This is a genomic window from Arthrobacter bambusae, assembly GCF_030812595.1.
Classification (GTDB): Bacteria; Actinomycetota; Actinomycetes; order Actinomycetales; family Micrococcaceae; genus Arthrobacter; species Arthrobacter bambusae_B.
Window position 1 is genome coordinate 103,329 of sequence record NZ_JAUSSZ010000004.1, and the last position, 23,977, is coordinate 127,305.

Here is a 23,977-nt window from a genome sequence, read left to right on the forward strand (position 1 = left end):
ACTTTTGTGGGCGCTGCTTAGACTTGACTGCGGAGCTGAGCTACCGCGTCATCGATGGCTCCATCAAACACGACGTTCCCGTGCTTGAGAACGACGCCTCGATCGCAAATACGGGAAACGAGTTCAAGGTCGTGGCTGACCACGACGAGGGTTTTCCCCGCCGCAGAGAGCTCCTTGATCCTGGCGAGGCACTTACGCTGAAACGGCTCGTCTCCGACTGCCAGTATCTCGTCCACGAGGAAAACCTCGGGATCCGTGTGAACGGCGACTGAGAACGCAAGGCGAAGGTACATTCCGGAGGAATAGAACCTGACCTCCGTGTCGATGAACTCCCCGATCTCGGAAAACTCCACGATGGAGTCGAATTGTTCGTCGATCTGGGCTTCCGTCATGCCCAGGATCGCGCCATTCAGGTAGACGTTTTCCCGGCCCGACAGGTCATGATGAAACCCTGCGCCTACCTCGATCAGGCCTGCGACTCTACCTCGCGTCCGTACAGATCCACTGTCAGGCAACATGACGCCTGAAATGTGCTTGAGCAGCGTGGACTTGCCGGATCCATTCAAACCCAACAGCGCGACAGTCTCACCTTGCTGGATTTCAAGATCGACATCGTGAAGAGCATGGAACTTCTTCGAGATGTCGCCCTTGCGGCCGGTGACGAGCCAGACAATTGCCTCCTTCAGGGAGCGCGTATGCCTCAGCACGAACTGCTTATTTAGTTTCTGAACTTCAATTGCAACAGACATCGTCACAGCTCCTGCGCGAATCGGCCCTCAAGCCGGCGGAACGCCCACTGGCCGAGAATAAGAACTGCAAGGGAAACCACGATTCCCACGGGGACCCACAGGGGCAGAAGATTCGGCGGCATGGGGGCGGTTTCATCTGTGGTCGGAAGCCAGAAGGCATAATGGAATGCTTCGACGCCGATCGTAATGGGATTTGTCTGGTAGACGGCGTACCAGCTCGCGCCGAGTTTGCTCTGCACCATGGTCCAGGAGTACATGATGGGTGAAGTCCAAGTCGCAACCATCAGCAGCATGTCGACGATGTTCTCTGAGTCCCTGAAATAGACATTCGCAGAGCCAAAGAGGAGTCCTAAACCAGTAGCCAACATGGCTACGATTACGAAACCCGCAATGGCTGCGACGAGCTGCAGCAGGCTCGGGTGCCACCCGGCGAAGACGCAGGCGACAACCAGCACAATCAACTGCGGAATGAAATGTACGGCGGAAACCCAGACCGAGGCAACGGGGAAAAGCTCACGTGGCAGGTAGATCTTCTTGATAAGCCCACCGTTGCCCACAATGGAACGGGCTGCGTTGCTGAGCGCCTCGGTGAAAAAGTTGATCAGAACGATTCCGGAGAACAAGTACACGGCGTAGTTGGCCAAACCATCCGGGTTTCGAGCGCTCTTCTCGAGTCCCAGAAATACGCCCAAGGCAATGTAAAAGACGAGAAACTGGACGCCCGGCTTTACGTAGGACCAAAGAAGCCCAAGAACCGACCCCTTGTAGCGGATCTGCAGTTCCTTCCGAACAAGGAGTTTGAGCAGGAATCGCTGCCTGAACACGTCCGTGAGACCGCCCCCCACGCCCGGACGGACGAGCGGGGCGGTCTCGTTGAAATCACTCGCAGTTGTCACCCGTTGGCCTTTTCCTGCGGAGTCGTAGTGCTCACCGCGTCGAAAGTCTCGCGCCACGCCTGCTGCGACGTGAACTCGGGAAGGCTCCGGGAGTACTCTTCGGAAAGTTTTTCCCAGTCCTGGAGAAGTTGCTGGTGAAGCTTGATGCTGCGAGCCATCATTTTGCGGAAATGCTCAGGGTGGCGCTTGTACCAGGATGCACCGGTTCCGTCGGCGGACGAGACGATTGCGGAGTCCAACTGGGACAGCCGCCACCAGCGGGCATCCATAGCCGGAACGAGGGCCTCGGGGTGCTCCAGGGCTCCTGGCCGCACACCTTGCACCTGACGAATTCCTGCCGACGCAGCAGTCGCGAGGGCGGCGAAAATGGACTTCGGCGAAGAGGGCTTCTTTCCACGCTTAGGCGGCTTAACGCGCTTTACTTGCGGGAAGGTTGCTACCTCCTTTGTGATGCGGGCATCATCGAAGTCTGCGCGTCGTGCACGGATTTCGGGCAGCTTGGTCCGAATCGTCTGGTGCAAGTGCGACGGGCCCTTGAGTAGATCCTCAAGGGCATCCAAGCGAAGCTCGACCGCCGAGTACTGCATCGACAACAGGTGCTTGACGTCCACCATGAAACTCTGGCGCGGCAGGAATCCGCCCTTCTTGTAGGGCGAGTAGACCAGCGCTGCAAGCCAGCGGTTTCGCTGGTGGAAGTAGGCCTGCCAGTCGATAGTGTCATCCTTTTCAGTCCAAGGCATGTGCCAGACAGCAGCCCCCGGAAGGGTGACGGTCGGGTAGCCGTGGCGGCGGGCCCGAATGCCGTATTCGGCGTCGTCCCACTTGATGAATACAGGGAGGGAGAGTCCGATGTCGCGCAGGACACTGGTCGGGATCAAGCACATCCACCAGCCGTTGAAGTCCACATCGATCCGGCGATGCATCCACGGCGTCGTACGAAGGTTGCTCGCCGAAAAATCGTGCGCCTCTTTCGTGCTGTCGACCGCACCCCACTGGAACTTGTACTCGTTGACTTCTTCGCCGAAGCTGTGCATCACCGAGCGTTCATACAGGTTGAACATGTGACCGCCGACGATCGTCGGCTTTCGTGTGAAGTCAGCGAAGTTGATAGCGCGCAACACGCCCTCGGTCTCGATGATCACGTCATCGTCCAACAGAAGCACGTACTTGCTCCGGCCGTCCTCGACAGTCTCGTGCATGCCGCGGGCAAAACCACCCGAACCGCCGAGGTTTCCCTGCTCAATGAGTGCGAACTTGTCCCCGAGTCGAGCCGCGGCCTCTTCAAACCCTTCCTGGTCCCGCACCTTCTGCGTACCTTGGTCGGTGATCAGCAGCCGGTCCATCACGTCCAGGAGCTCAGGAGAGTCGGCGAATGTGGATAGGTGCTTGACGCAGAAGTCAGGGCGGTTGAAGGTGGTTACCGCTACCGTGGCGGTGCCTGCCTCGAATCCTTCAGGCTTCCGCACGGACCATTCGGCGCCAAGGAGTTTGACCTGCTGAGACGAAGCCACAAGGTCAAACCAGTACCAGCCGCCGTCGCCGAAGTTGGCCAGCGGCAGGACAACGTCCACCGGCTGTCCGGCGTCCACGCTGATGCTTTCCACCCTGTTCGAGGTGCCCCTCGCCGTGGACCGCAGAATCACAACCGTTGCCGGGGCATCGACAGCGACGGTAAGGCGCACGCTGGTGACATCAGTGTGGGCTCGCCAGTAGCTCGCGGGGAAGGCATTGAAATACGTGCCGAAGGAGAGGCGCCGGTAGGCCGGCAAATGCAGCTGGCGCCGGTTCTCGATGAAGTCCGAACGGATCTTCGCCCCGGTGGAAGTGACCGCCGTGACGCCCGAACCGGACTTGGAAGTCTGGGATTCTTCCGAGACAACCCGCTGAGCCGCGTTGAAGTCCAAGTACAGCGGAAGCGTGTCGGAGTCGCCATCCGTCGGAAAGACAACACGATGGACGGTTTGCCATTCGTCGCCCAGTACGGGCGTAACGCCCTGGTTCATGGGCTCTGTTGAAACGCTCATGCGTCCACTCCTCCACTTTCAATTTCTGTGCCGCTTTCGAAGTGCGGACGAATCTTGTTGTCAAACATGGACAGGGCAGAGCCGATGGCCATGTGCATATCGAGGTACTTGTAGGTGCCGAGACGCCCGCCGAACAGCACGTTCTTTTCCGCAGCCGCGAGATCGCGGTACTTCAGCAGCTTTTCGCGGTCATCCGGGGTGTTGATCGGGTAGTACGGCTCATCGCCGCTTTCGGCGAACCGGGAAAATTCACGCATGATGACGGTTTTCTCCGTCTGGTAGCCACGCTCCGGGTGGAAATGGCGTGGCTCGATGATCCGCGTGAACGGGACGTCGGCGTCGTTGTAGTTGACGACCGACGTTCCTTGGAAGTCCCCCATGTCCAGGACTTCTTCTTCGAAATCGATGGTGCGCCAGGACAGATCACCGGCGACAAAGTCGAAGTAGCGGTCCACGGGCCCCGTGTAGACGACGGGGATCTTGCCGACAACCTTGTTTTTCGAGTATTCATGCGACTCGTCAAAGAAGTCCGTGTTCAGGCGCACTTCGATGTTCGGGTTTTCGGCCATCTTCTCGATCCACGCCGTGTACCCGTTGGTGGGCAGGCCCTCGTACTTGTCGTTGAAGTAGCGGTTGTCGTAGTTGTACCTGACAGGAAGGCGCGAAATGATGCCCGCCGGTAGATCCTTGGGGTCTGTCTGCCACTGCTTGCCGGTGTAGTGCTTGATGAATGCTTCATACAGCGGGCGGCCGATCAGCTGGATGCCCTTGTCATTGAGATTCTGTGGATCGGTTCCGGCGAGTTCGCCAGCTTGTTCCTTGATCAAGTCCTGCGCTTGGCCAGGAGTCAGGTTGGCACGGAAGAACTGGTTGATCGTTGCCAGGTTGATGGGGAGGGAGTAGACCTCGCCCTTGTGCACGCCGTACACCTTGTGCACGTAGTTGGTGAACGTCGTGAACCGGTTGACATACTCCCAAACGCGCTCGTTCGAGGTGTGGAAGAGGTGTGCGCCATAACGGTGCACCTCGATTCCAGTCTGCTCTTCCGTTTCGCTGTATGCGTTGCCACCGATGTGGTGCCGGCGGTCAATGACAACAACCTTCAAGCCCAGCTCAGTGGCAGCCTGTTCTGCGATTGTCAGGCCAAAAAAGCCCGACCCGACGATGACGAGGTCAGCGGTCACAAATACTCCTGGTTCGAATGCGGGCAGCCTGATGATGTGCATTGGCTGCAGGTCAAGCCTACCCGAGATACCGCATCCAATTGCCGCTGCGCTCGTTCGCTACCCGGCGAACACAGCGTTATCCACATAGGCCAACCGGCCGGGAACACCCGCTCCACATCACAAATATCGTGGAGATCATCAGTCGCCCGAGCCGAAGGAGCGGACACGGTGACATTCCATTGCACCCTTGTCCGGGGCCCGTTTGCATTGCTGCACGGCGAACCCGTCGAGCTGGCTTTAGCCGCCGGCAACGGCACCCCTGGCGCCGTTGTCGAGGCTGCCGTCGCGGACGAGTTCGGCACGGGAAAACTGACAGTCGATGGGCTTCCACTCAGCGTTCTTACCGTGGGCTCTGCGCCACTCATGTCCGGAGCTGTGTTGGTCGACGGGGCCGGCTCGGAGGCGCGGGACGCCCCCGACGTCGAACGCCGTCCTGCGGCGTTGTCCTTGCTGGTGCACACCGGACCTGCCGCGGGCCTGGTAATTCCACTGGAACGTGGAAGCTACAGGATCGGCAGGAGCAAGGCGGATGTTTGCCTCCCGGATCCTGATGTTTCCCGTGTTCACGCCGTCCTGACGATCTCGGAGAAATCCGTCACCGTAACCGACCACGGTAGCGCGAACGGAACCATCGTGGATGGGCGCAAAGTCCGCTCCGCCACTCTCTCAACCGCCTCCAGGTTCCGATGTGGCGGCTCTGTCATGTCGGTGGTTTTCGGCGGTGGAGGATCGGGAACGGAGTTATTGGAGGAAGCAGGGCTGGGCATCGCAGAACCGCTCTCGGTGCAGCGGCGCAGTGATGCGGGCGGCCGCGCCCACGTTCTTCTCGCGGCCGGGCTTCCCTTTTTGCTGGGCGTTGGAATGGCCCTGGCCACCGGCATGTGGATGTTCCTCGGCTTCACCGCAATTTCTGCCATCGCGGTCCTGGCCCCGGCCATCTCGGGAAGACGCGACCGCCGCCTCCTGGCTGCCGCGATCGCCGCGGCTGTCGAACAAGACCGCGCCCGACGACGGCGGTGCTCGCCGTCCGCCGCGGAGCTCGCCCATGCCGTCCGCCCAGCTGCTCTCCCCTCAGGAGGGCACGGGCGAATGCAGGTGGCGCAGGCACCGGTGGGCTGCCACGATGTCTGGCTCAGACTTGGCACCACTCCGCAGAACGCCCGGGTTGCGCTCGATCCGGCTGACCCAGGATTCCAGCCACCGCCGTTGGGCCCGGTTCCGGTCCTTCTGGATCCCTCTATCCAGGCCGTTTCCTTCGCCGGACCAGAAGCCAAGGTGCAAGGAATGTTCAGATTTCTGCTCATGCAACTAGCGGCCTTTCCCAGCGCAAGCAATGTCCCTGTCCTCGTCCACGGACCGATCGCCCACTTGCCCTTGAGCGCCCGGTTCCTCCCCCGCGTCACCTTGACCACCGACCCCGCTTCAGCCGCGGCCGCCCTTTCCATGCTCGCGGAGGGACCCGGAGTACTGCTTCTGGTGGGACCCGAAAGCGACCCAGCCGTCGACCCACTCCGGCTAACGGCAATCGGATCCGGCTGGAGAATCTTCCAGCGCACGGCGAGAGGAGACAAAGGCGGCTCCACGGTCGAACTGTGGAACAAGCGGGCCGTCCTCCGCTCGCATCTTTCAGAAACGGAATTCGACCCCGACCTCGTCCCGCACCCGGTCTTCGACCGCTACTGCCGCTGGTTGGCAAGAGCGCCGCACCTGGCGACTGGAAGGGTCCCGCTGGTTCCCGCGAGCTGCCAGCTGGCCGAGCTGCTTCCCTATGAGCCCTCAATGATCACGGACCGCTGGAATGCATCTTCAATACGCGCAGGGCTATCCGCGGTCATCGGCAAGGGCGCCGACGGACCTCGGTCCCTGGACCTGGTTTCGGACGGCCCGCATCTCCTCGTTGCTGGAACCACGGGGTCTGGAAAGTCCGAACTTCTGCGCACGATCGTGTCGGCGATCTCGCTGACCCACAGCCCGGACAAGGTCAACTTCCTGTTCGTTGATTTCAAGGGAGGTTCGGGGCTCGGGCCATTGGTCGACCTCCCGCACTGCGCTGGAATGCTCACGGACCTCAGCGAACACGAGCTCGAACGTACGCTTTCGTCCCTACGCGCCGAAATTCGGAGGCGGGAAGCGATCCTTGCCAGGGCGGGCGTCCCTGATCTGCCCGCATACTGGGCCAAGGACGGAGGCGGGGCCGGACGGAAAAACCAATTTCCAGTGCTGGCCCGTTTAGTCCTTGTGATCGACGAATTCAGGATGCTCATTGACGACGCCCCGGATGCCCTGGCCGAATTGATGCGGATCGCCACCCTTGGCCGGTCCTTGGGCATCCACCTGATCATGGCAACGCAACGTCCGCAGGGCGCGCTGAATGCGGACATCCGGGCCAACGTCACCACCAGCATTGCTCTTCGCGTCCAGTCAGAGATGGAATCCCGGGACGTCATCAACTCTCCGGCAGCGGCATGGATTCCAGTATCGCTACCTGGCCGCGCCTACATGGTTCGTGGACTAGAGGATGTGGGCCCCTTTCAGTGCGCGACTCTCGCCGGCACTGAAACAACCCGGCCGCTGACGAAGGCCGGTACTCCGCCGGAAGCAGGGTCCCTCCGCTTTGGCGGTTGGACCGAAACTGCAGACACAGAGACCCATGGTTCGATTGTGTTGCCCACAGAAGCCGCGCGGCCCATCATCCAGGCGATCGTGCAGGCTTGGGGCTTTCAGGGAGGTCGACCGATCCGTAAACCTGTTGCACGTCCGCTTCCTGAGTCCATTTCGTTTAGCGATTCCTTCGGCATGCCGGCAATGCCCGCAATGACGCCAGTGACCGCAATGACAGGCAAGCACGCCGCAGCCAGAACGCCAGCAAGCCCGACAGCCTACCTCGGCTTGGCGGACTTGCCCACGCAGCAACGGGTTGCCGGCCTGTGCTGGACACCGATGGTCCACGGGAACCTGGGACTCGTTGGTCCTCCTGCAAGCGGAGTCGAAGATAGCTGCCGGGCAGCAGCGGCGGCGCTTGTTGGAGGTACCGAGGAACTCCACGTGTATGTCCTTGACGGGGACGGATCCTTCACCGATGTGGAAGCCCAGGGACGCGTAGGGGCAATAGCGTCCCTCCGGGACGTCAGAAGGGGCGTCCGCATCCTGGAGAGGCTCGCGGCTGAAATGTCGGCGCGGCAATCCCTCGGGACTGTCCTCGGGCTAGTTCCCCTTCTCGTGATCATTTCGAGCTGGGGTTCGTGGGTCTCCGAGTTGCGCGCCGGCCCGCTCGCCTGGGCCGAGGACCTTGTCCACGCCATGGTCCGCGATGGACCGAAGTCGGGACTGGCCGTTCTTGTCACGGGCGACCGCGAACTGGTTGCGTCGCGTATGTTTGCGTCAATCCCAAACCGCGCATATTTTCCCGCCGGGAGCACGGAAGAAGGGCGGTTGGCGTGGCCGCGTTTCGCGGAAATGAAGCCGCTGAGGGGCCGGGCTGTGGTGAGTGGCAACTTTATTGAAGTCGACGCTGCCGTCGGTCAGCTCGTGACACCGCCGCCGAACACGGCATGGCCGTACTGCGAGCCCCGTCAGCCTGCACGGCGCCCATTCCGGGTGGATCCCTTGCCGCAGTTCATTCGGGCTTCGGATCTCGCGGCGGACAGCCGGGCCGCACCCACTGCTGATTCCCGCGCTCGAGCGCCGGCGTCGGTACTGCTCGGGGTTGGAGGGGACGAACACGAACCTGTTTGGATCACGCTGCCGCGATCAGCCGTCTTCCTCACCGTCGGCACCCCCGGTTCCGGCAAATCGTCTTTGCTTACGGCACTGCGTCTCCTCAATCCAGGCCATCAGTGGCGGACAGCACCCCATGGGGTCGATCCTGATGCCTTTTGGACGGAATTCCACCGGGATGCACGCCGGAAGCTCGTGGGTGCAGCAGTCATCCCCCTGGTGGACGACGCCGACCGCCTGAGCAGCGAAACCGGCGTCCTCCTCGCTGAACTCCCCGCCATGGGTTTCACCGTGGTGGCAACTGCGGGGCACAGCCCGGCCCTCCCGCAGCGGACGCCTCTTGCTTCCCTGGCCCGTAACCACGGAAGTGGCATTCTCCTGGGGAATCGAGCGCCTAACGCCGGAGACTTCTTCGGCGTGCGCGTCGGGGTCGACCACGCGGCGCCGCCTGGTCGTGCTGTTCTGATCGATAACGGGGAAACACGGTGTCTCCAGATCGCAGCTCCAGACTGAGAAGATGCGCCGAAGCGAAGAACAGTCAGAGTGCGGCGCGGGATCCGCCCGTTCGGGACGCGAAGGCAATGACCCGCTTGTCGAACAAAAAGACAATCCCGGCGAGAGCCGGCACCAGCATGGCCAGGCCTTCGAGAACCAGCCCTCCGGTCAGGGTGGGAACCCCGATTGTCAGGGCAAATAGCTGGGCGACCAACGCAGGCGCCCGGGTCCAACGGTAGCCACGGAACAGGAAGTGCCCCACCGCGAACAACAAAGCAGAAAAGGCCAGCAGAAGCCCCAAGGTAAATACCGCTCCCCAGAACGAGGCCACCGGAGCCCCGGTCACCAGCTCATATATATACAGTGCGCCGGCGGCCAATAGTGCGAGCGCCTCCAGTACAACCACGATGGAAATAACGACGATTCCCACAGGACGCGTTGCAGGGCCAGCTCCGCCAGGGCTGCCGTGGCCGGTCCCTTGGCCGTCCTCGCCGGGAGCCGCATGGTCATGATCGGGGTTCAGAGGGGGTCTTGACACACTGGCACACTACCGGACATAGTCGAATACCTGTGAGTAGATCGGCAGCCAGTGTGATGCATCGCTCATGGTTTCAAACGCTTGAACCCCTTGTTTACATGGCGTTAACATGACACGCTTGACTCAGATGACCAAGGGGGCCCAATGGGTCCCCTTTCCTATGAAGCCTCTCGTGAATATTTTCACAAAAGGCTTAACTAGTACTCACGAATGGAGTGACTGATCAGCATGGATTGGCGTAACCGCGCAGCCTGCCTTGACAAGGACCCGGAGCTTTTCTTCCCAGTAGGCAACACCGGACCTGCGCTTCTCCAGATCGAGGAAGCGAAGAGTGTCTGCCGCCGCTGTCCCGTCGTGGACACATGCCTTCAGTGGGCCCTCGAATCGGGCCAGGACGCCGGCGTCTGGGGCGGTATGAGCGAAGACGAACGGCGCGCACTCAAGCGCCGCGCCGCCCGCGCACGCCGCGCTTCCTAAGGATCTGAGGCTGACAAGGTCCTGAGGCTGACAAAGCACAGCGCCTGAGGCAAGAGAACATACGAGGATGGCCCGGACCGAAAGGTCCGGGCCATCCTCGTATGTTCGATCCGCGGTTATCGACAGGGCTGGCTGCCTGGTGCCCGAGTCAGCTTCGCTCCAGGTTCAGGACAATCTCGACGGCGGTGCCACCGCCGTCGCGCGGCATCCACTGGATGCTGCCGCCCAACTCGCTCGTGACAAGTGTCCGCACGATCTGAAGGCCAAGACCCTCCGTATACGATCCCTCGGGCAATCCAACGCCGTCATCGGCGATCGTCACGGTCAGGAGTTCATCGCCCCGCTCCCCCTTGGAACGATCTGCCATCAGCCACACGGTTCCGGCCCGCCCCTCAAGGCCGTGCTCCACGGCATTCGTCACGAGCTCATTGATGACCAGCGCAAGCGGAGTCGCGAAGTCGCTCGGCAATTCGCCGAACAAGCCTGCCCGCTCAGTCCGGACGTGCTGCGAAGGGGACGCCACTTCTGCCGAGAGCCGGAACTGGCGTCCGATGAGTTCATCGAAATCAACGCTCTGCGTAAGCCCCTGCGAAAGCGTCTCGTGCACCAACGCAATCGTCGCCACTCGCCGCATTGCCTGTTCCAGTCCCTGCTTCGCCTCATCGCTGACCATTCGTCGCGACTGCATGCGCAGCAAAGCAGCCACCGTCTGCAGATTGTTTTTGACGCGGTGGTGGATTTCACGAATCGTGGCGTCCTTGGTCACCAGCTCGAGCTCACGGCGTCGCAGTTCGGACACGTCGCGGCACAAAACCAAGGCACCGAAGCGATGCTTCTCGTCGCGCAACGGAATCGCGCGCAACGACAGGCTGACACCGCGGGACTCAATTTCGCTCCGCCACGGCATTCGACCGGTCACCACCAGTGGCAACGTCTCGTCCACCATCCGCCGATCCTTGAGGAGTCCAGCGGTTACTTCCGCGAGCGAACGTCCTTCCAGGGTCTCCACTTCGCCGAGGCGACGGAATGCAGAGACGCCGTTCGGACTCGCGTACTGGACGATCCCATCGGCGTCGAGCCTGATGAGGCCGTCACCAACGCGGGGAGCGCCACGGCGGGAACCCGTCGGTGAAGCGAAGTCCGGCCATAGGCCCAGCGTGCCCATGCGGAGCAGGTCGTAGGCGCATTGCCTGTACGTAAGCTCCAGCCGTGACGGCATCCGTGAACTGGAAAGGTCCATGTGCGACGTGACGACGGCAAGGGTCCGTCCGTTCCTGACCATGGGCACCGCTTCGACCCGCAGGGCCATCTCGCTGCTCCAGCTCGTTTCGCTGGAGCGTTCGATGGAACGGCTGGACCACGCCTTGTCTACCAACGGTTGCAGGTCCGAACGGATCCCTTCCCCGACGAAATCCGCATGGAACACGGTGTGGCTCGTCGACGGCCTGACGTGTGCAAGCGCGATGTAGCCGAATTCAGGATGCGGAAACCATAGGGCCAAGTCCGCGAACGCCAGGTCGGCGACCATCTGCCAGTCGCCGACCAGGAGGTGCAGCCATTCGGCATCTCCAGGCCCGAAATCAGCGTGCTCCCTGATGGGGTCTGTAAAGATTGCCACTGCACCTCCATATGACGCCCGGGGTTGTTCCCCTAGCGTCGAACGATTGACCTCAAGAGCCTCAATGCTACCGACAGGGAAGCCATGTCGTCGGCCTCGAGCGCGTTGACCTCGTCAAACATGCTCTTCGCACGCCCCAACTGCTCGGCGTTGAGGTCCTCCCATGCCCGCAAACGGGCCTCGGCGTCGAGGCCGGCGTCGGTCGAATCGAGCACCGACGTCGTCATGTCCGCCACAGTCGAGTAGAGGTCGTCACGCAGGGCTGCACGGGCAAGCGCCTGCCAACGGTCATCGCGCGGAAGCGCGGTGATTCGCTCCAGCAGGGAATCGACGTGGAAGCGGTCGAACACCGTGTAATAGACGTGGCTGACCTCTTCCACGCGGGCCTGGCGGCTGTGCGTGATCTTGGCGATGTCCAAGAGCACGAAACTCTCGAACAGCTCGGCCCAGCGGTGGGACAACGTGTCGGGAAGGCCCCACGAGTGTGCCCTTTCAAGCCAAGCGGTGACGCGCTCTTTGTCGCTGCCCCGCAGGTATTCGAGGACCTTGGCCCGCATCGGATCCATCATCGGCTTGAATTCCGCGACGATCTCCGAGATCGGCTTCGAGGCGTTGCCTTGGCTGAGCAGCCACCGAACGGCCCGGTCCAGAAGTCTCCGGATATCGAGGTGGACGGTGCTCCAGTGTTCCGTGGGGAACGAAGCAGGCAGGGCATTGAGCTCCCGCACCATCGAGTCGAGTTCGTAGATCTCGCGGAGTGCGACGAATGCCTTGGCGACGGCGACCTCCGTAGCCGAAGTCTCCTCCATGGTGCGGAAGGCGAAGGTGATGCCACCCAGGTTGATCATGTCGTTGGCCACCACGGTTGCGATGATCTCGCGACGCAAGGGATGGGTGTCCAATTCGGCGTCGAACCGTTCGCGGAGCTGCTTCGGGAAGTAAGAGCGAATCGTCTTACGGAACCACGGATCATCCGCCAGATCGCTGTCCCGCAATGCCGAGCCCAATTCGATCTTGGCGTACGCGGAGAGGACAGACAGTTCCGGGGACGTCAGGCCCTGGCCCTGTTCCAACCGTTCACGAAGCGTCTCGGTGGTCGGCAGCGCTTCAAGATCCCGCTTGAGGTCGGCTGACTTCTCGAGCCAGTCCATCAGGCGCTCGTAGCTCGGGCTCCATTCGGCGACGCGGGCGCGGTCGTTGAGCAAAAGGATGTTCTGGTCAATGTTGTCTTCGAGGACGAGGCGCCCGACCTCGTCGGTCATGTCGGCGAGGAACGATGTGCGCTCGGAAGCGTCCAATTTCCCTGCGGCAACCATCCGGTCGACGAAGATCTTGATGTTGACCTCGTGGTCGGAGCAATCCACGCCGGCCGAATTGTCGATCGCATCGGTGTTGAGGATGACACCTTGCAATGCTGCCTCGATGCGTCCGCGCTGGGTCATTCCGAGGTTGCCGCCTTCGCCGACGACCTTGACGCGAAGCTCGCGCCCGTTCACGCGGATGACGTCGTTGGCCTTGTCACCCACTTCGGCGTTGGACTCGGTGCTGGCCTTGACGTACGTTCCGATCCCGCCGTTGTACAGCAGATCGGCCGGAGCCAGGAGGATCGCACGGAGAAGTTCCGGAGGACTCAGCTGAACCGTCCCGTCCGGCAGGCCGAGGGCCTTGCGGACCTCCGGCGAAATCGGAATCACCTTGGCCTGGCGGGGGAAGACGCCGCCGCCCGCGCTGATAAGCGAGCGGTCGTAGTCATCCCAGGAGGAGCGGGGCAGGTCGAAAAGACGCTGCCGCTCGTCGAAGGACGAAGCCGCATCCGGCGTCGGGTCCAGGAAGATGTGGCGGTGGTCGAAGGCGGCCAGCAGGCGGATGTGCTTGGAGAGAAGCATTCCATTGCCGAACACGTCACCGGACATGTCGCCGACGCCGACCACAGTGAATTCCTCAGTCTGTGTGTCGAGGTCCAGCTCGCTGAAGTGACGCTTGACCGACTCCCATGCGCCGCGGGCCGTAATGCCCATGGCCTTGTGATCGTATCCTACGGAGCCACCGGAGGCGAAGGCGTCCCCGAGCCAGAATCCATACTCTGCGGCCAAGCCGTTCGCAGTGTCGGAGAAGGTTGCCGTGCCCTTGTCCGCGGCGACCACCAGGTACGAATCGTCGTCGTCCTGACGGACAACGTCCGACGGCGGCACGATCTTCTCGCCGTCGGCCGTGGTTACAAGGTTGTCAGTGAGGTCGAGCAGGCCGCGGATGAAGGTCTTGTAGCTTTCGATGCCTTCAGCCATCCAAGCTGCGCGGTCAAGTGCCGGATCCGGAAGTTGCTTCGCGAAGAATCCTCCCTTGGCGCCGGTCGGCACGATCACAGCGTTCTTTACCGTCTGCGCCTTGACCAGCCCGAGGATCTCGGTCCGGAAGTCTTCACGGCGATCCGACCACCGCAAGCCGCCGCGGGCCACCTTGCCGAAACGCAAGTGCACGCCTTCAACGCGGGGCGAGTACACCCAGATCTCGTACTTTGGCCGCGGGAACGGCAGGCCTTCGATCGCGATCGGATCGAGCTTGAAGCTGACGTACGACTTGCCTTGGAAGTAGTTCGTGCGCAGCGTCGACTCAATGAGGTTGACGAAAGTCCGCAGGACCCGGTCGGCGTCGAGCGTGGCCACCTGGTCAATTGCTTCGGCCAGCGTGGCGCGGGCGCTCTCCTGGCGGGCCTGGCGAGCGGACTCTGCCGAAGAAGGATCAAAGCGGGCCCCGAAGAGATCAATCAGGCCGCGGGCAACCTCGGGGTTGGCCAGAAGGGTATCTGCAATGAACTCAAAGGAGTTGGTGTTTCCCATCTGGCGCATGTACTTCGCATATGCGCGAAGCATGACGACCTGCCGCCAGTGGATCCCTTCCTGAAGCACGAGCCGGTCGAAACTGTCGGATTCGACAGCGCCGGTCACCGCGGCGCTGAAGGAGTCGGCCAAGAGCTGTCCGGTAGATACGGGATCCACGCCCGCGGGGTATTTCAGGCCAAGGTCATAGAGGAAGAAGTCCCGGTGGTCGGCGGTCTCGATCTCGAAAGGTCGCTCATCGAGGACCTCAAGGCCAAGATTGTGGAAGTAGGGCAGGATCTGGCTCAGGCTCTTGGGTTCCAGGAGGTAGAGCTTGACGCGGGCATCTTCTTCGAGGAGCTCGCCGGCACCGTTGGGCAAGTAGACATGCACCCCGGGCGCTGCCTGGACGGCGTCCCGATCGGTTGTGGCGGCGTACTTCTCGAAACGCTCAATGTCCTTGAGTGCGTCCTCGACTTCGTAGTCCACGCGGTAGCCGGCGGGGAACGCGTCCGCCCATAGGGCGGACAGCCGCTCGGCGTCCAAACCGCTGGTGTTCTCACGGAGCACCTCCGCAATGCCTTCAGCCCACGACCGCGAAGCCCGGACAAGCCGCTTTTCGAGTTCACCGGCGTCGACGTCCCGGAGCTCCGCGTCCCGGGGCAGCCGGATACGGAAGAAAACCCTCGCGAGTGCTGACTCCGTGATCCGGGCCTCGAAGTCGATGCTCTCGGCTTCGAAGGTCTCGCGGAGTTCCTGCTCGATCCGCTGCCGGACGTTGGTGGTGTATCGGTCACGCGGCAGGTAGACCAAGGCCGACATGAACCGTCCGTAGATATCAGGGCGCAGGAAAAGCTTGGTTCGGCGCCGCTCTTGAAGCCGTTGAATACCCAAAGCCGTAGCTGTCAGGTCTTCGGCTTCGATCTGGAAGAGCTCGTCACGCGGATAGGTCTCGAGGATACCGACAAGGTCCTTGCCGGAATGGGAGTCCTGCGGGAAACCGGCCGAGCGAAGCACAGCGTCGACCTTTTCCCGGACGATGGGGATGTTCCTCACGGAACCGGTGTACGCGCTCGTGGCGAAGAGGCCGATGAATCGACGCTCGCCGTTGACGTTACCCGCCAGGTCAAAGCTCTTGACGCCGATGTAGTCCAGGTATGCGGGGCGGTGCACCGTGGACCGCGAGTTGGCTTTCGTGATGACCAAGGCACGCTTCTCGCGCGCTTTCCTGCGTCCGGCGTCGGTGAGGTGCTGGATTTGGTGCGGGTGGTCTCCGGCCCTCAAGAGTCCCAAGCCGCTCTCTTCGCGCAGCTCAAGAACGTCTTCACCGTTTTCGTTGATGAGGTCGTATTCCCGGTAGCCCAGGAACGTGAAGTTGCCGTTGTCCAACCAGCGCAGCAGATCCTGGGCTTGCCTGAGCTCCGCGATGTCCTCCGGGTGGGTCACCTTGTCCAGGGATGATGCCAGCTCAAGGGCCTTCGTGCGCATTTTGGGCCAGTCTTCGACGGCGGCGCGGACGTCGTTCAGGACGCGGTGGATTCCGTCCACGAGTTCCTGCTGGAAGTCGTCTGCGACCCTGTCAATCTCGACGGCGATCCAGGACTCCATGTGGGAGACGTTGTCGCCTTGCGAGATGAGATGGGCGATATTCGGCATTGCGGCGGTGTCACCGCTTGAGATGCCGATGTTTGATGGCACCCGGGCGATGTCGGACAGATCGCCCGTGCGGCGATCGCGCGAAACCACGAAGAGCGGATGCATGACAAGCCGGATAGCGCAGTTCTGCTGAACGAGTTCGGCATTCACCGAGTCCACCAGGAACGGCATGTCATCCGTGACGATGTAGAGGATGCTGCGGTCACCCTCGTTGGCAATCTTGACGTTGGCGGTGCCCGGCTGGCGGCTCTGTCCTGCTTCCCGGTGTGCCTCTGCCCTGGAGGTCAGCTGCTCGGCAGTGTATCCGCGGGCGTCCTCCTCTGCGAGATGCTCGTAGTAGTCTCCGAAGAACCCTTCCCGGACTACTGCAGGTTTAGAACGATCCTCCACGCTGGATCCTGACGACATCGACAAACGCCTCCATCACATCTCGATTGCTGCGTCTTTGCAGCCCACATGGCGAGCCTAACGCTTTAGCCCTCGCCTTGCTCTGGAATAAATGACAGAAGATTTGCCATTTTGCTGGACAGGTGAACAGACCATTTTGGCGATTGCGAGCCGCAAGGCAGATTCGGGCGCAGCTTCGAAGAGCACGGCACCGGACAACAAGGCGGCGTCGCACGCTCTAGGATCGGATGGAAGGAATACCTCGATTCCACGACCGGGGCCGTACCGTTCCCAGGCTTCGCGGAGCTCACGCTCTGGAGAGCGGCCCGCGGATGCTGCCCGGACCTTGTTCAAGACCACCAATGGAGTTGCGTGCGGGACGGCCCGCTCCAGTTCCGCGAGGCCACGCACGAGTCGCGGAACCCCGATGGCATCGGCCGCGCCCACGGCGTAAAGGGTGTCCGCCAGTTCGATACTGCGCAGGGTTGCTGCATTGCGTCGAGGGGCCATGGTGTCGAAGCTGAGTTCCTCGTCGGCTTCGAGGCAGAAACCTGCATCAACCACGACAACCTCCGCGATCTCCTTGGCGAGTCCAAGTACCGAGGAGAGCGCGGCTGCCCGGAGCTCCGCCCACCGGTCCGCGCGGGTGATGCCGGTGAGAACACGGAAACTGGTGGCTTTAGCGAAGACGGGCGCCGCGATCCGCTTGAGCGATCCGGCATCCAACAATCCCTGATCTGCCAGTCGACAAGACTGCGCCAGTCCGGCGGATTCGTCCAGCAAGCCCAGCGACGCCGCGACGCTGGGCCCATAGCTGTCTGCGTCGACAAGCATCACGGACTTGCCTTCAGCCGCCAGCTCTGCAGCAATGTTGACAGCCAAAAGAGTCCTCCCGGGCGCCCCGGTTGGACCCCAAACCGCGATGATCCGCCCATCCCCCGCAGGCACTTGTTCCGGTTCTTCCGCGGCATCGGTGGGACGCAGTTCTGCCGCGGTGTCCGCAAACCCCGAATCCCTCGGCTCCGCGCGTCGCCTTCCTTGCCCGGGCAGTTGGCCAACGGCGTCGGAGATCGTGGAAGCCAGCGTTGCCGAATCCACATCCAGCGCCGCTGTCACCACGCCTATGCTGCGCAGGCGGCTCTCCTCCCCCGCGTCATCGCTCAGGGCAACGACGGAGACTCCTGCGGCCGCCAGCCGCTCTATTAGCGATGCCGTCAGTTCCTCCGCACCCTCGGCTATGACCGCCGCACGCGCGAGGCCGCTTTGGCAAGCGGCCAGAAGTTCCGCGAGCTCGCCGCACCGACGCACTACCGTGACCGGCCCGTGGAGCCGCTCAAGTCCCCCGACCAAATCTTCCCGGGACTGCCCGACGGTGACGACGGGGATACTCACTGGCCGGCACCGCCCGGATTCCACACCACCGCAATCTTCGCTTTATTCGCCTGCGCTCCAAGAAGTTTCGGCATGTGCTCATCGTTTACGAGAACCAGGACCACCTTCTCCTTGGAGGCTCCGAGGGTGGAGGCGCCCTCTGTGACCTGGGAGATCTCTGCACCGGGCAACAGCAACTGTGGTGTGCCGAATCCGTTGCGCGCATCGGGGAGGGCTACCCAGACGTCAACGCGGGATCCCGCCACAGCTTGGGAAGGCAGCGATTCCTGGATCGCGATCGCCACCGGTTTGCGGTTAAGGGAATCTGCGGCTCCCAGGCTCTCCCGCGGAACGAGTTGGTTCTTGGCAATTCTTTGAACGGCAACTTTTCCTTCGGGCAGACCATCGGCCAGCGTCACGTAACTGGACTCAACGTCGTCAAGCCGCACTTTGACGATCGCAAGGTCGTCCTTGCTGATTCTCTGGCCCACGGCAATCGACTCGCTCGCTGCGTACACCTGAATGGTGCGGTCCGCGGATCCGACGAGGGCGACGACTCCGGCCAGCGAGGCCAGGACCAGGAGAATCCCCACGAAAAGTCGGGGGTCCCTCCATGACGGTTTCCTAAGCCGCGCTGCAGCGGCCACGGTAGCTACACCCATCCTGCTCCCCCAATTGAGTAGTCTGTCGGCGTCGACTTTCGGTGGCCTTTATTCTGACGGCAAGTGGGTCCTTCCGAAAGCTAAATGCCTCAAATGACGCCAACTGTGGATAACGCCGGCAAGCGGGCAGAACAGTGGCAAAATGGATGCATGCCCCGATTCCTCACTCTGGCTGATGTCGCCGAACAGCTTCAGATCAACTCCCCGCAGGCCTACGCTTTGGTGCGAAGCGGTGCGCTCAAGGCCATTCAAGTGGGTGGCAGGGGCCAGTGGCGCGTCGAAGAGAAGATGCTGGAGCAGTACATCGAGGAACGCTATGCCGAGGCCAGCAGGATCATCGAAGAGGCCAAGTCCAAGTCGTCCTGATCTCCGGACAACACCCCGGGTAGCGGCCGCGAAAGATGCTGGCTGGACTAGAGGTCCTGGCCCCGGAATGACCGCAGCGCGGCAAGTGAATGGAACGGAACTGTCTCCACAGCCGCGACATTGCCGGATCTCCGGAACTCGCCCGGCACCATGACGGCGAGATCAAAGTGGTCCTTGCCCACGCGATCAATGACGCCCCGCATCATCGGCTCCTCCCGCGCCGGTTCAAGCAGGTAAACTGCCAGTTCTGCCCTGTCGCGGGCCAACATTCGGAGGGCACTGGCCAAGCCAAGCCGCTCTGAGCCCTTCCCGTGGCCGGCGCGTGCCTGCCGGCCCAGACCCTGATATGTCAATGCGGCCGATACGGGCACCAACCACTGGTGCGGACCTACGTCCAGGACCAACGATTCGCTTCCAACATGGCTCAGCGTCCCGGACACCCGAGTGCCGGACCGAAGCTGGACATCAATCTTCTGGCCGACCGCTCCACGCAGCCGGGCGGATACCTCGATTCCGGCCATCTCCACTCGTGCGCGCTCTGAAATTTCGGATTCAAGGTCCAGCAGTCGTTCAGAGGCAAGTTGCGCCTCCATGTCTTCAAACAGAGCATCCCAACGCATTGCGTCAGCGTAAGCGGGCACCCCTCGATCGTCAATCTTTCTTGATCTAAGCCAAGTCCTAGACAAACGATATGCATTGCGATCAAACTGGTTTAAACATCACCAAAGTAAATCAAATTACATCAAAACGCATCCTATGCATCAACCGTATGCATCAACCGGGCAGGGGAACCCATGGAACGAACCGCCAGACCCGTTCGGAATGACGTTGCGATGGCGGCGACAATCCTGGTGCTCGCGCTTTTTCTCGCAGCCACGGGATTCATATTGATTGACCGATGGCACTCCGCGGCAGGACGCCTCCAGGCTCCCGCGTTCGAAGACCTTCTCGGACTCATCGCAACCGCCGCCGGCCTGGGGATCGTGGCCTGGTGGGTCGCCACGTTCCTTCTGGCGATCGCTTCCGCGCTGCTCCAGCAATCGGGTAATGAACGCTGCGCGAGCGCCACCGCCAAACTCAGCCCTGCCTTTATGCGCAGACTGGCTGTTGCCGTTCTGGGACTGAATCTTGCGGGGATTCCGCTGGGGAATGCCTCACCGGCACAGATCGACCCGGCGTGGAGCCCGGCGAACGGCTCGGCACCGTCCATCGGAATCTCGGCTCAGTGGGCACCTGGTTCCACTTATTCTCCCGGTGTCCCGGCACCGCTTGAGTCCGGCTCACCCGGGATCGACCCGCATTGGCAACCCCGCGCACCTGCTGCTGAGCCCGGGCTTCTGGGAACCAGGCCCCAGCGGGCCGCGGAACAGCCCGCCTCGCCGAGCCAGGACGAAGTGGTGGTGAGGCGTGGAGATTCGCTGTGGTCAATTGCCGCCCGGCAGCTAGGCCCCATCGCCAGCGACGTCGACGTTGCCCTCCACTGGCCAAAGTGGTACGCCGCAAACCGGGATGTCATCGGAGACGATCCGGGTCTCCTGTTCCCTGGCCAGGTCCTGCAACCACCGCCCAAGTAACTCCCACAAGACGAACTACCACCGTCCGCCGCCAACCAGCGATTCGTATCCGAGGAAGTCCATGTGCTCATTACCGGCCATCCACACCCTGCCCAATGCAATCCGGCTGGCGAGTTCGCCACCCGCTGCCCGAGCAACCGTGGTACCGAGCCCCAAGGCCCGGACGGGCGGGCCCTCAGGTGAGGGCCCGCCCTCTACCCGCAACACGCCTCAGCTCCTCAGCGTCGACGGTGAAATCCGCGCATTGGCCCGTAGTATCGCCCAGGCCGCGGTGGAAGTCCTGGCCGGCACCCGGCCGGTGCAGCAGCTCTCACGGACCCTCGACCCACGATGCCTCGCAGCGTTGCAACACCGGGCCGAACTGACCCGGGGCCATGCTGCCAGCGCCCAGGGCGGCCAGTCCAGGCTTCACCGAAGCCCCATGGTCCGCTCCGTGCATGTCTGCGCGGTGATGGACGGAGTGTACGAGGCCAGCCTGGTGGTGTCGGAGGAACTCCGCTCCCGCGCCGTCGCCATGAGGCTTGAAGCGAGCAACGGCGCGTGGAAAGTCACCGCACTCGAAATCGGCTGACGGCAGGTCCGTCAGCTACATTCGCCGGGCGATCGCAGTGTCAGCGGCGCTTCTTCTTGTTGGATGCGCGCTGCCTGCCATCTTCGGCAGCCTTGGCAGGATTGCCTGAGCGTCCCGAGGACCGGCCCTCAACGCGGGTCTGGGTCCCACCGTCTTCACCAGGTGCCGTGTACTGCAGTTGAACAGGCTTCTCCGGGGCTTCGAGACCGGCCGCGCGGATCTGCGGATCATGATGTTCCACGTGACCGCCCTCGGGGCTGCCGTCCACCACGACTACGTCTTCGGCAGGGGTTACTTCTACCTCCAGGTTGTAGAGGAAACCCACGCTCTCCTCGCGGATGGCCTCCATCATGCTCTGGAACATCGTGAAACCTTCACGCTGATACTCGACCAGCGGATCCCTCTGGGCCATGGCGCGCAGACCGATGCCCTCTTTGAGGTAATCCATCTCATAGAGGTGCTCCTGCCACTTGCGTCCAATGACGGAGAGGACAACCCTGCGCTCAAGCTCACGCATGTTCTCGGAGCCAATGGCTTCTTCCCGTTCCTTGTAAACGAGCTTCGCGTCCGAAAGGATCTCGTTTTTGAGGAATTCAACGGACACGCGGGATTTGCCGCCGGCCTCGTCAATGATGTCCTGGGCCGTCACGGTTACCGGGTAGAGCGTCTTGAGGTTGGTCCACAGTTGGTGGAAGTCCCAATCATCGCCGGTTCCATCCGCCGTCGCGGCATCTATCAGGGCGTTGATGGTGTCTTCCAGGAAGTACTGGACCTTTTCGTGCAGATCGTCGCCTTCAAGGATCCTGCGACGGTCGCCGTAGATGGCTTCACGCTGGCGGTTCAGGACGTCGTCGTACTTGAGGACGTTCTTGCGCTGCTCGGCGTTCCGCCCTTCGACCTGGCCCTGGGCCGAAGCGATCGCACGCGACACGAGCTTCGATTCGAGGGCAACGTCGTCCGGCACTGAGCTGTTCATGAGGCGCTCGGCGGCACCTGAATTGAAAAGCCTCATGAGGTCATCGGTCAGCGAGAGGTAGAAACGGGACTCCCCCGGGTCACCCTGGCGCCCCGAGCGGCCACGAAGCTGGTTGTCGATTCGACGGGATTCGTGGCGTTCCGTACCCAGGACGTACAGGCCGCCAAGTCCAAGCACTTCCTCATGCTCGTCCTTGACTGCCTGCTTGGCCGCCTCGAGTGCTTCCGGCCACGCGGCCTCGTATTCTTCGGAGTTCTCTTCGGGGTCCAGGCCCCGCTTTGCCAGTTCGGCGATGGCCGTGAACTCGGCGTTTCCGCCCAGCATGATGTCCGTACCGCGGCCGGCCATGTTGGTAGCGACCGTGACAGCACCCTTGCGCCCCGCCTGCGCCACAATGGCGGCCTCCCGCGCGTGGTTCTTTGCGTTCAGGACCTCGTGCCGGATGCCTTCCTTGGCCAACAGCTTGGCAAGGTATTCGCTCTTCTCCACGCTGGTGGTGCCCACGAGCACGGGTTGTCCTTTTTCGTGCCGTTCCGCGATGTCCTTCACGACGGCTTCGAACTTCACGATTTCGTTCTTGTACACAAGGTCCGACTGGTCGATGCGCTGCATGTCCCGGTTGGTGGGAATCGGAACCACGCCGAGTTTGTAGGTGCTCATGAACTCCGCTGCTTCGGTTTCAGCGGTACCGGTCATGCCCGAGAGCTTGGAGTACATGCGGAAGTAGTTCTGCAGCGTCACCGTGGCCAGGGTCTGGTTCTCAGCCTTGATCTCGACGTTTTCCTTCGCCTCGATCGCTTGGTGCATGCCCTCGTTGTAGCGCCGTCCGGCGAGGATACGCCCGGTGTGCTCGTCAACAATGAGGACTTCGCCGTCCAGGATGACGTAGTCCTTGTCCCGTTTGAAGAGCTCTTTGGCCTTGATCGCATTGTTCAAGAAGCCGATGAGCGGTGTGTTGGCGGATTCGTAGAGGTTCTGGATGCCGAGGTAGTCCTCGACCTTCTCGATGCCGGCTTCCAAAACGCCGACGGTGCGCTTTTTTTCGTCGACTTCGTAGTCGACCTCTGGCTGGAGGCGCTGCACGACCTTCGCGAACTCGCTGTACCAGCGGTTGGTGTCGCCCTGGGCCGGACCGGAAATGATGAGCGGGGTACGGGCTTCGTCGATAAGGATGGAGTCCACTTCGTCGACAATCGCGAAGTGGTGGCCGCGCTGCACAAGCTCGGACTTGTCCCACGCCATGTTGTCGCGCAAGTAATCGAAGCCGAATTCATTGTTGGTGCCATAGGTGATGTCTGCCGCGTACATTTGGCGGCGCACTTCAGGATCCTGGTTGGAGAGGATGCAACCACTGCTGAGGCCAAGGAAGCGGTAGACACGGCCCATGAGCTCGGACTGGTATTCGGCGAGGTAGTCGTTGACTGTAACGACGTGCACGCCCTTGCCGCTCAGGGCATTGAGGAAGGCGGGAGCGGTGGCCACGAGGGTCTTTCCTTCACCGGTCTTCATTTCGGCGATATTGCCGAGGTGAAGGGCGGCCCCACCCATGAGCTGGACATCGAAGTGGCGCATCCCCAGGGTGCGGGAAGAAGCTTCACGAACAGCTGCGAAAGCCTCCGGCAAGAGATCGTCCAGCTTCTCGCCGTCCTCGTGACGGGCGCGGAGCCTGTCCGTCTCCTCGCGCAATTCGGCGTCGGAGAAGGTCTTGAAAGAGTCTTCGAGGGCATTGATGGAATCGGCATAGGTCCGCAGTTGCCTCAGGGTTTTTTTGTCACCCGTGCGGAGAAGTTTTTCGATAAGTGATGCCACGTAAAGTTGCTCCCAGTCTCAAGCTGCCGAATTCTGGCGGTTTCAGTCT

The 23,977-nt window shown here is 61.8% G+C and carries 16 protein-coding genes; 5 read left to right on the forward strand and 11 right to left on the reverse strand.

The window, feature by feature from the left end; translation table 11 throughout:
• Window positions 1-17: 17 nt before the first annotated feature.
• Genes J2S96_RS07675 through glf form a run of 4 tightly spaced genes read right to left on the reverse strand, consistent with a single transcriptional unit; the run spans window position 18 to window position 4,853 of the window.
• Window positions 18-749 carry an ABC transporter ATP-binding protein gene (locus tag J2S96_RS07675; RefSeq protein ID WP_269992734.1) on the reverse strand — a complete coding sequence of 244 codons (732 nt, stop codon included), beginning with the start codon at window positions 747-749 and terminating at the stop codon, window positions 18-20.
• 2 nt (window positions 750-751) lie between these two features.
• Complete coding sequence (locus J2S96_RS07680; protein ID WP_306861518.1) at window positions 752-1,645, reverse strand: ABC transporter permease; 894 nt, start codon at window positions 1,643-1,645, stop codon at window positions 752-754.
• The gene (locus J2S96_RS07685) at window positions 1,642-3,669 is read right to left on the reverse strand and encodes a glycosyltransferase (RefSeq protein WP_306861520.1); all 2,028 of its coding nucleotides are present in this window, start codon (window positions 3,667-3,669) and stop codon (window positions 1,642-1,644) included. The genes J2S96_RS07680 and J2S96_RS07685 overlap by 4 nt, the downstream gene beginning before the upstream one ends.
• Entirely contained in the window at window positions 3,666-4,853 is a 1,188-nt protein-coding gene (glf, locus tag J2S96_RS07690; protein WP_306861522.1) for a UDP-galactopyranose mutase, read from the reverse strand. The genes J2S96_RS07685 and glf overlap by 4 nt, the downstream gene beginning before the upstream one ends.
• 210 nt (window positions 4,854-5,063) lie before the next feature.
• On the opposite strand from glf, the gene J2S96_RS07695 reads away from it, so the two are divergent.
• Window positions 5,064-9,125, forward strand: a complete 4,062-nt coding sequence (locus J2S96_RS07695) for an FtsK/SpoIIIE domain-containing protein (RefSeq protein WP_306861524.1) — start codon at window positions 5,064-5,066, stop codon at window positions 9,123-9,125.
• A 25-nt stretch (window positions 9,126-9,150) separates the two neighbouring features.
• Here the strand turns inward: J2S96_RS07695 and J2S96_RS07700 are convergent, their stop codons facing one another.
• Entirely contained in the window at window positions 9,151-9,537 is a 387-nt protein-coding gene (locus tag J2S96_RS07700) for a hypothetical protein (protein ID WP_306861762.1), read from the reverse strand.
• A gap of 336 nt (window positions 9,538-9,873) precedes the next feature.
• Between J2S96_RS07700 and J2S96_RS07705 the strand changes: the two genes are divergently transcribed.
• The gene (locus J2S96_RS07705; protein WP_003804966.1) at window positions 9,874-10,122 is read left to right on the forward strand and encodes a WhiB family transcriptional regulator; all 249 of its coding nucleotides are present in this window, start codon (window positions 9,874-9,876) and stop codon (window positions 10,120-10,122) included.
• A gap of 148 nt (window positions 10,123-10,270) precedes the next feature.
• Here the strand turns inward: J2S96_RS07705 and J2S96_RS07710 are convergent, their stop codons facing one another.
• From J2S96_RS07710 to J2S96_RS07725, 4 genes are read right to left on the reverse strand one after another with little or no spacing between them, the layout of a single operon-like run.
• Entirely contained in the window at window positions 10,271-11,740 is a 1,470-nt protein-coding gene (locus J2S96_RS07710; protein ID WP_306861525.1) for a sensor histidine kinase, read from the reverse strand.
• Window positions 11,741-11,772: 32 nt separating this feature from the next.
• Window positions 11,773-16,620, reverse strand: coding sequence for an NAD-glutamate dehydrogenase (locus J2S96_RS07715; protein WP_306861526.1), 4,848 nt, complete (start codon window positions 16,618-16,620; stop codon window positions 11,773-11,775).
• Window positions 16,621-16,677: 57 nt separating this feature from the next.
• Complete coding sequence (locus J2S96_RS07720) at window positions 16,678-17,991, reverse strand: AAA family ATPase (protein ID WP_306861527.1); 1,314 nt, start codon at window positions 17,989-17,991, stop codon at window positions 16,678-16,680.
• On the reverse strand, window positions 17,988-18,632 hold the full coding sequence (locus tag J2S96_RS07725; RefSeq protein WP_306861528.1) for an SAF domain-containing protein: 645 nt from the start codon (window positions 18,630-18,632) through the stop codon (window positions 17,988-17,990). Before J2S96_RS07725 ends, J2S96_RS07720 begins: the two co-directional genes overlap by 4 nt.
• A 150-nt stretch (window positions 18,633-18,782) precedes the next feature.
• Between J2S96_RS07725 and J2S96_RS07730 the strand changes: the two genes are divergently transcribed.
• Entirely contained in the window at window positions 18,783-18,998 is a 216-nt protein-coding gene (locus J2S96_RS07730) for a helix-turn-helix domain-containing protein (protein WP_306861529.1), read from the forward strand.
• Between the two features lie 47 nt (window positions 18,999-19,045).
• On the opposite strand, the gene J2S96_RS07735 is transcribed toward J2S96_RS07730, so the two are convergent.
• Window positions 19,046-19,618 (reverse strand): hypothetical protein, encoded by a 573-nt coding sequence (locus tag J2S96_RS07735; protein WP_306861530.1) that lies wholly within the window; start codon window positions 19,616-19,618, stop codon window positions 19,046-19,048.
• 213 nt (window positions 19,619-19,831) lie between these two features.
• Between J2S96_RS07735 and J2S96_RS07740 the strand changes: the two genes are divergently transcribed.
• Window positions 19,832-20,572, forward strand: coding sequence for a LysM peptidoglycan-binding domain-containing protein (locus J2S96_RS07740; RefSeq protein WP_306861531.1), 741 nt, complete (start codon window positions 19,832-19,834; stop codon window positions 20,570-20,572).
• Between the two features lie 61 nt (window positions 20,573-20,633).
• The gene (locus J2S96_RS07745; protein ID WP_306861532.1) at window positions 20,634-21,143 is read left to right on the forward strand and encodes an Rv3235 family protein; all 510 of its coding nucleotides are present in this window, start codon (window positions 20,634-20,636) and stop codon (window positions 21,141-21,143) included.
• Window positions 21,144-21,183: 40 nt separating this feature from the next.
• Here the strand turns inward: J2S96_RS07745 and secA are convergent, their stop codons facing one another.
• Window positions 21,184-23,928 (reverse strand): preprotein translocase subunit SecA, encoded by a 2,745-nt coding sequence (secA, locus tag J2S96_RS07750; RefSeq protein WP_306861533.1) that lies wholly within the window; start codon window positions 23,926-23,928, stop codon window positions 21,184-21,186.
• Window positions 23,929-23,977 lie beyond the last annotated feature (49 nt).

Coding starts and splice junctions, on each gene's coding strand:
- J2S96_RS07685 (WP_306861520.1), bottom strand. CDS start 3,669: ATGAGCGTTTCAACAGAGCCCATGAACCAGGGCGTTACGCCCGTACTG.
- J2S96_RS07745 (WP_306861532.1), top strand. CDS start 20,634: ATGTGCTCATTACCGGCCATCCACACCCTGCCCAATGCAATCCGGCTG.
- J2S96_RS07730 (WP_306861529.1), top strand. CDS start 18,783: ATGCCCCGATTCCTCACTCTGGCTGATGTCGCCGAACAGCTTCAGATC.
- J2S96_RS07675 (WP_269992734.1), bottom strand. CDS start 749: ATGTCTGTTGCAATTGAAGTTCAGAAACTAAATAAGCAGTTCGTGCTG.
- J2S96_RS07740 (WP_306861531.1), top strand. CDS start 19,832: ATGGCGGCGACAATCCTGGTGCTCGCGCTTTTTCTCGCAGCCACGGGA.
- J2S96_RS07735 (WP_306861530.1), bottom strand. CDS start 19,618: ATGCGTTGGGATGCTCTGTTTGAAGACATGGAGGCGCAACTTGCCTCT.
- J2S96_RS07705 (WP_003804966.1), top strand. CDS start 9,874: ATGGATTGGCGTAACCGCGCAGCCTGCCTTGACAAGGACCCGGAGCTT.
- J2S96_RS07715 (WP_306861526.1), bottom strand. CDS start 16,620: ATGTCGTCAGGATCCAGCGTGGAGGATCGTTCTAAACCTGCAGTAGTC.
- J2S96_RS07725 (WP_306861528.1), bottom strand. CDS start 18,632: ATGGGTGTAGCTACCGTGGCCGCTGCAGCGCGGCTTAGGAAACCGTCA.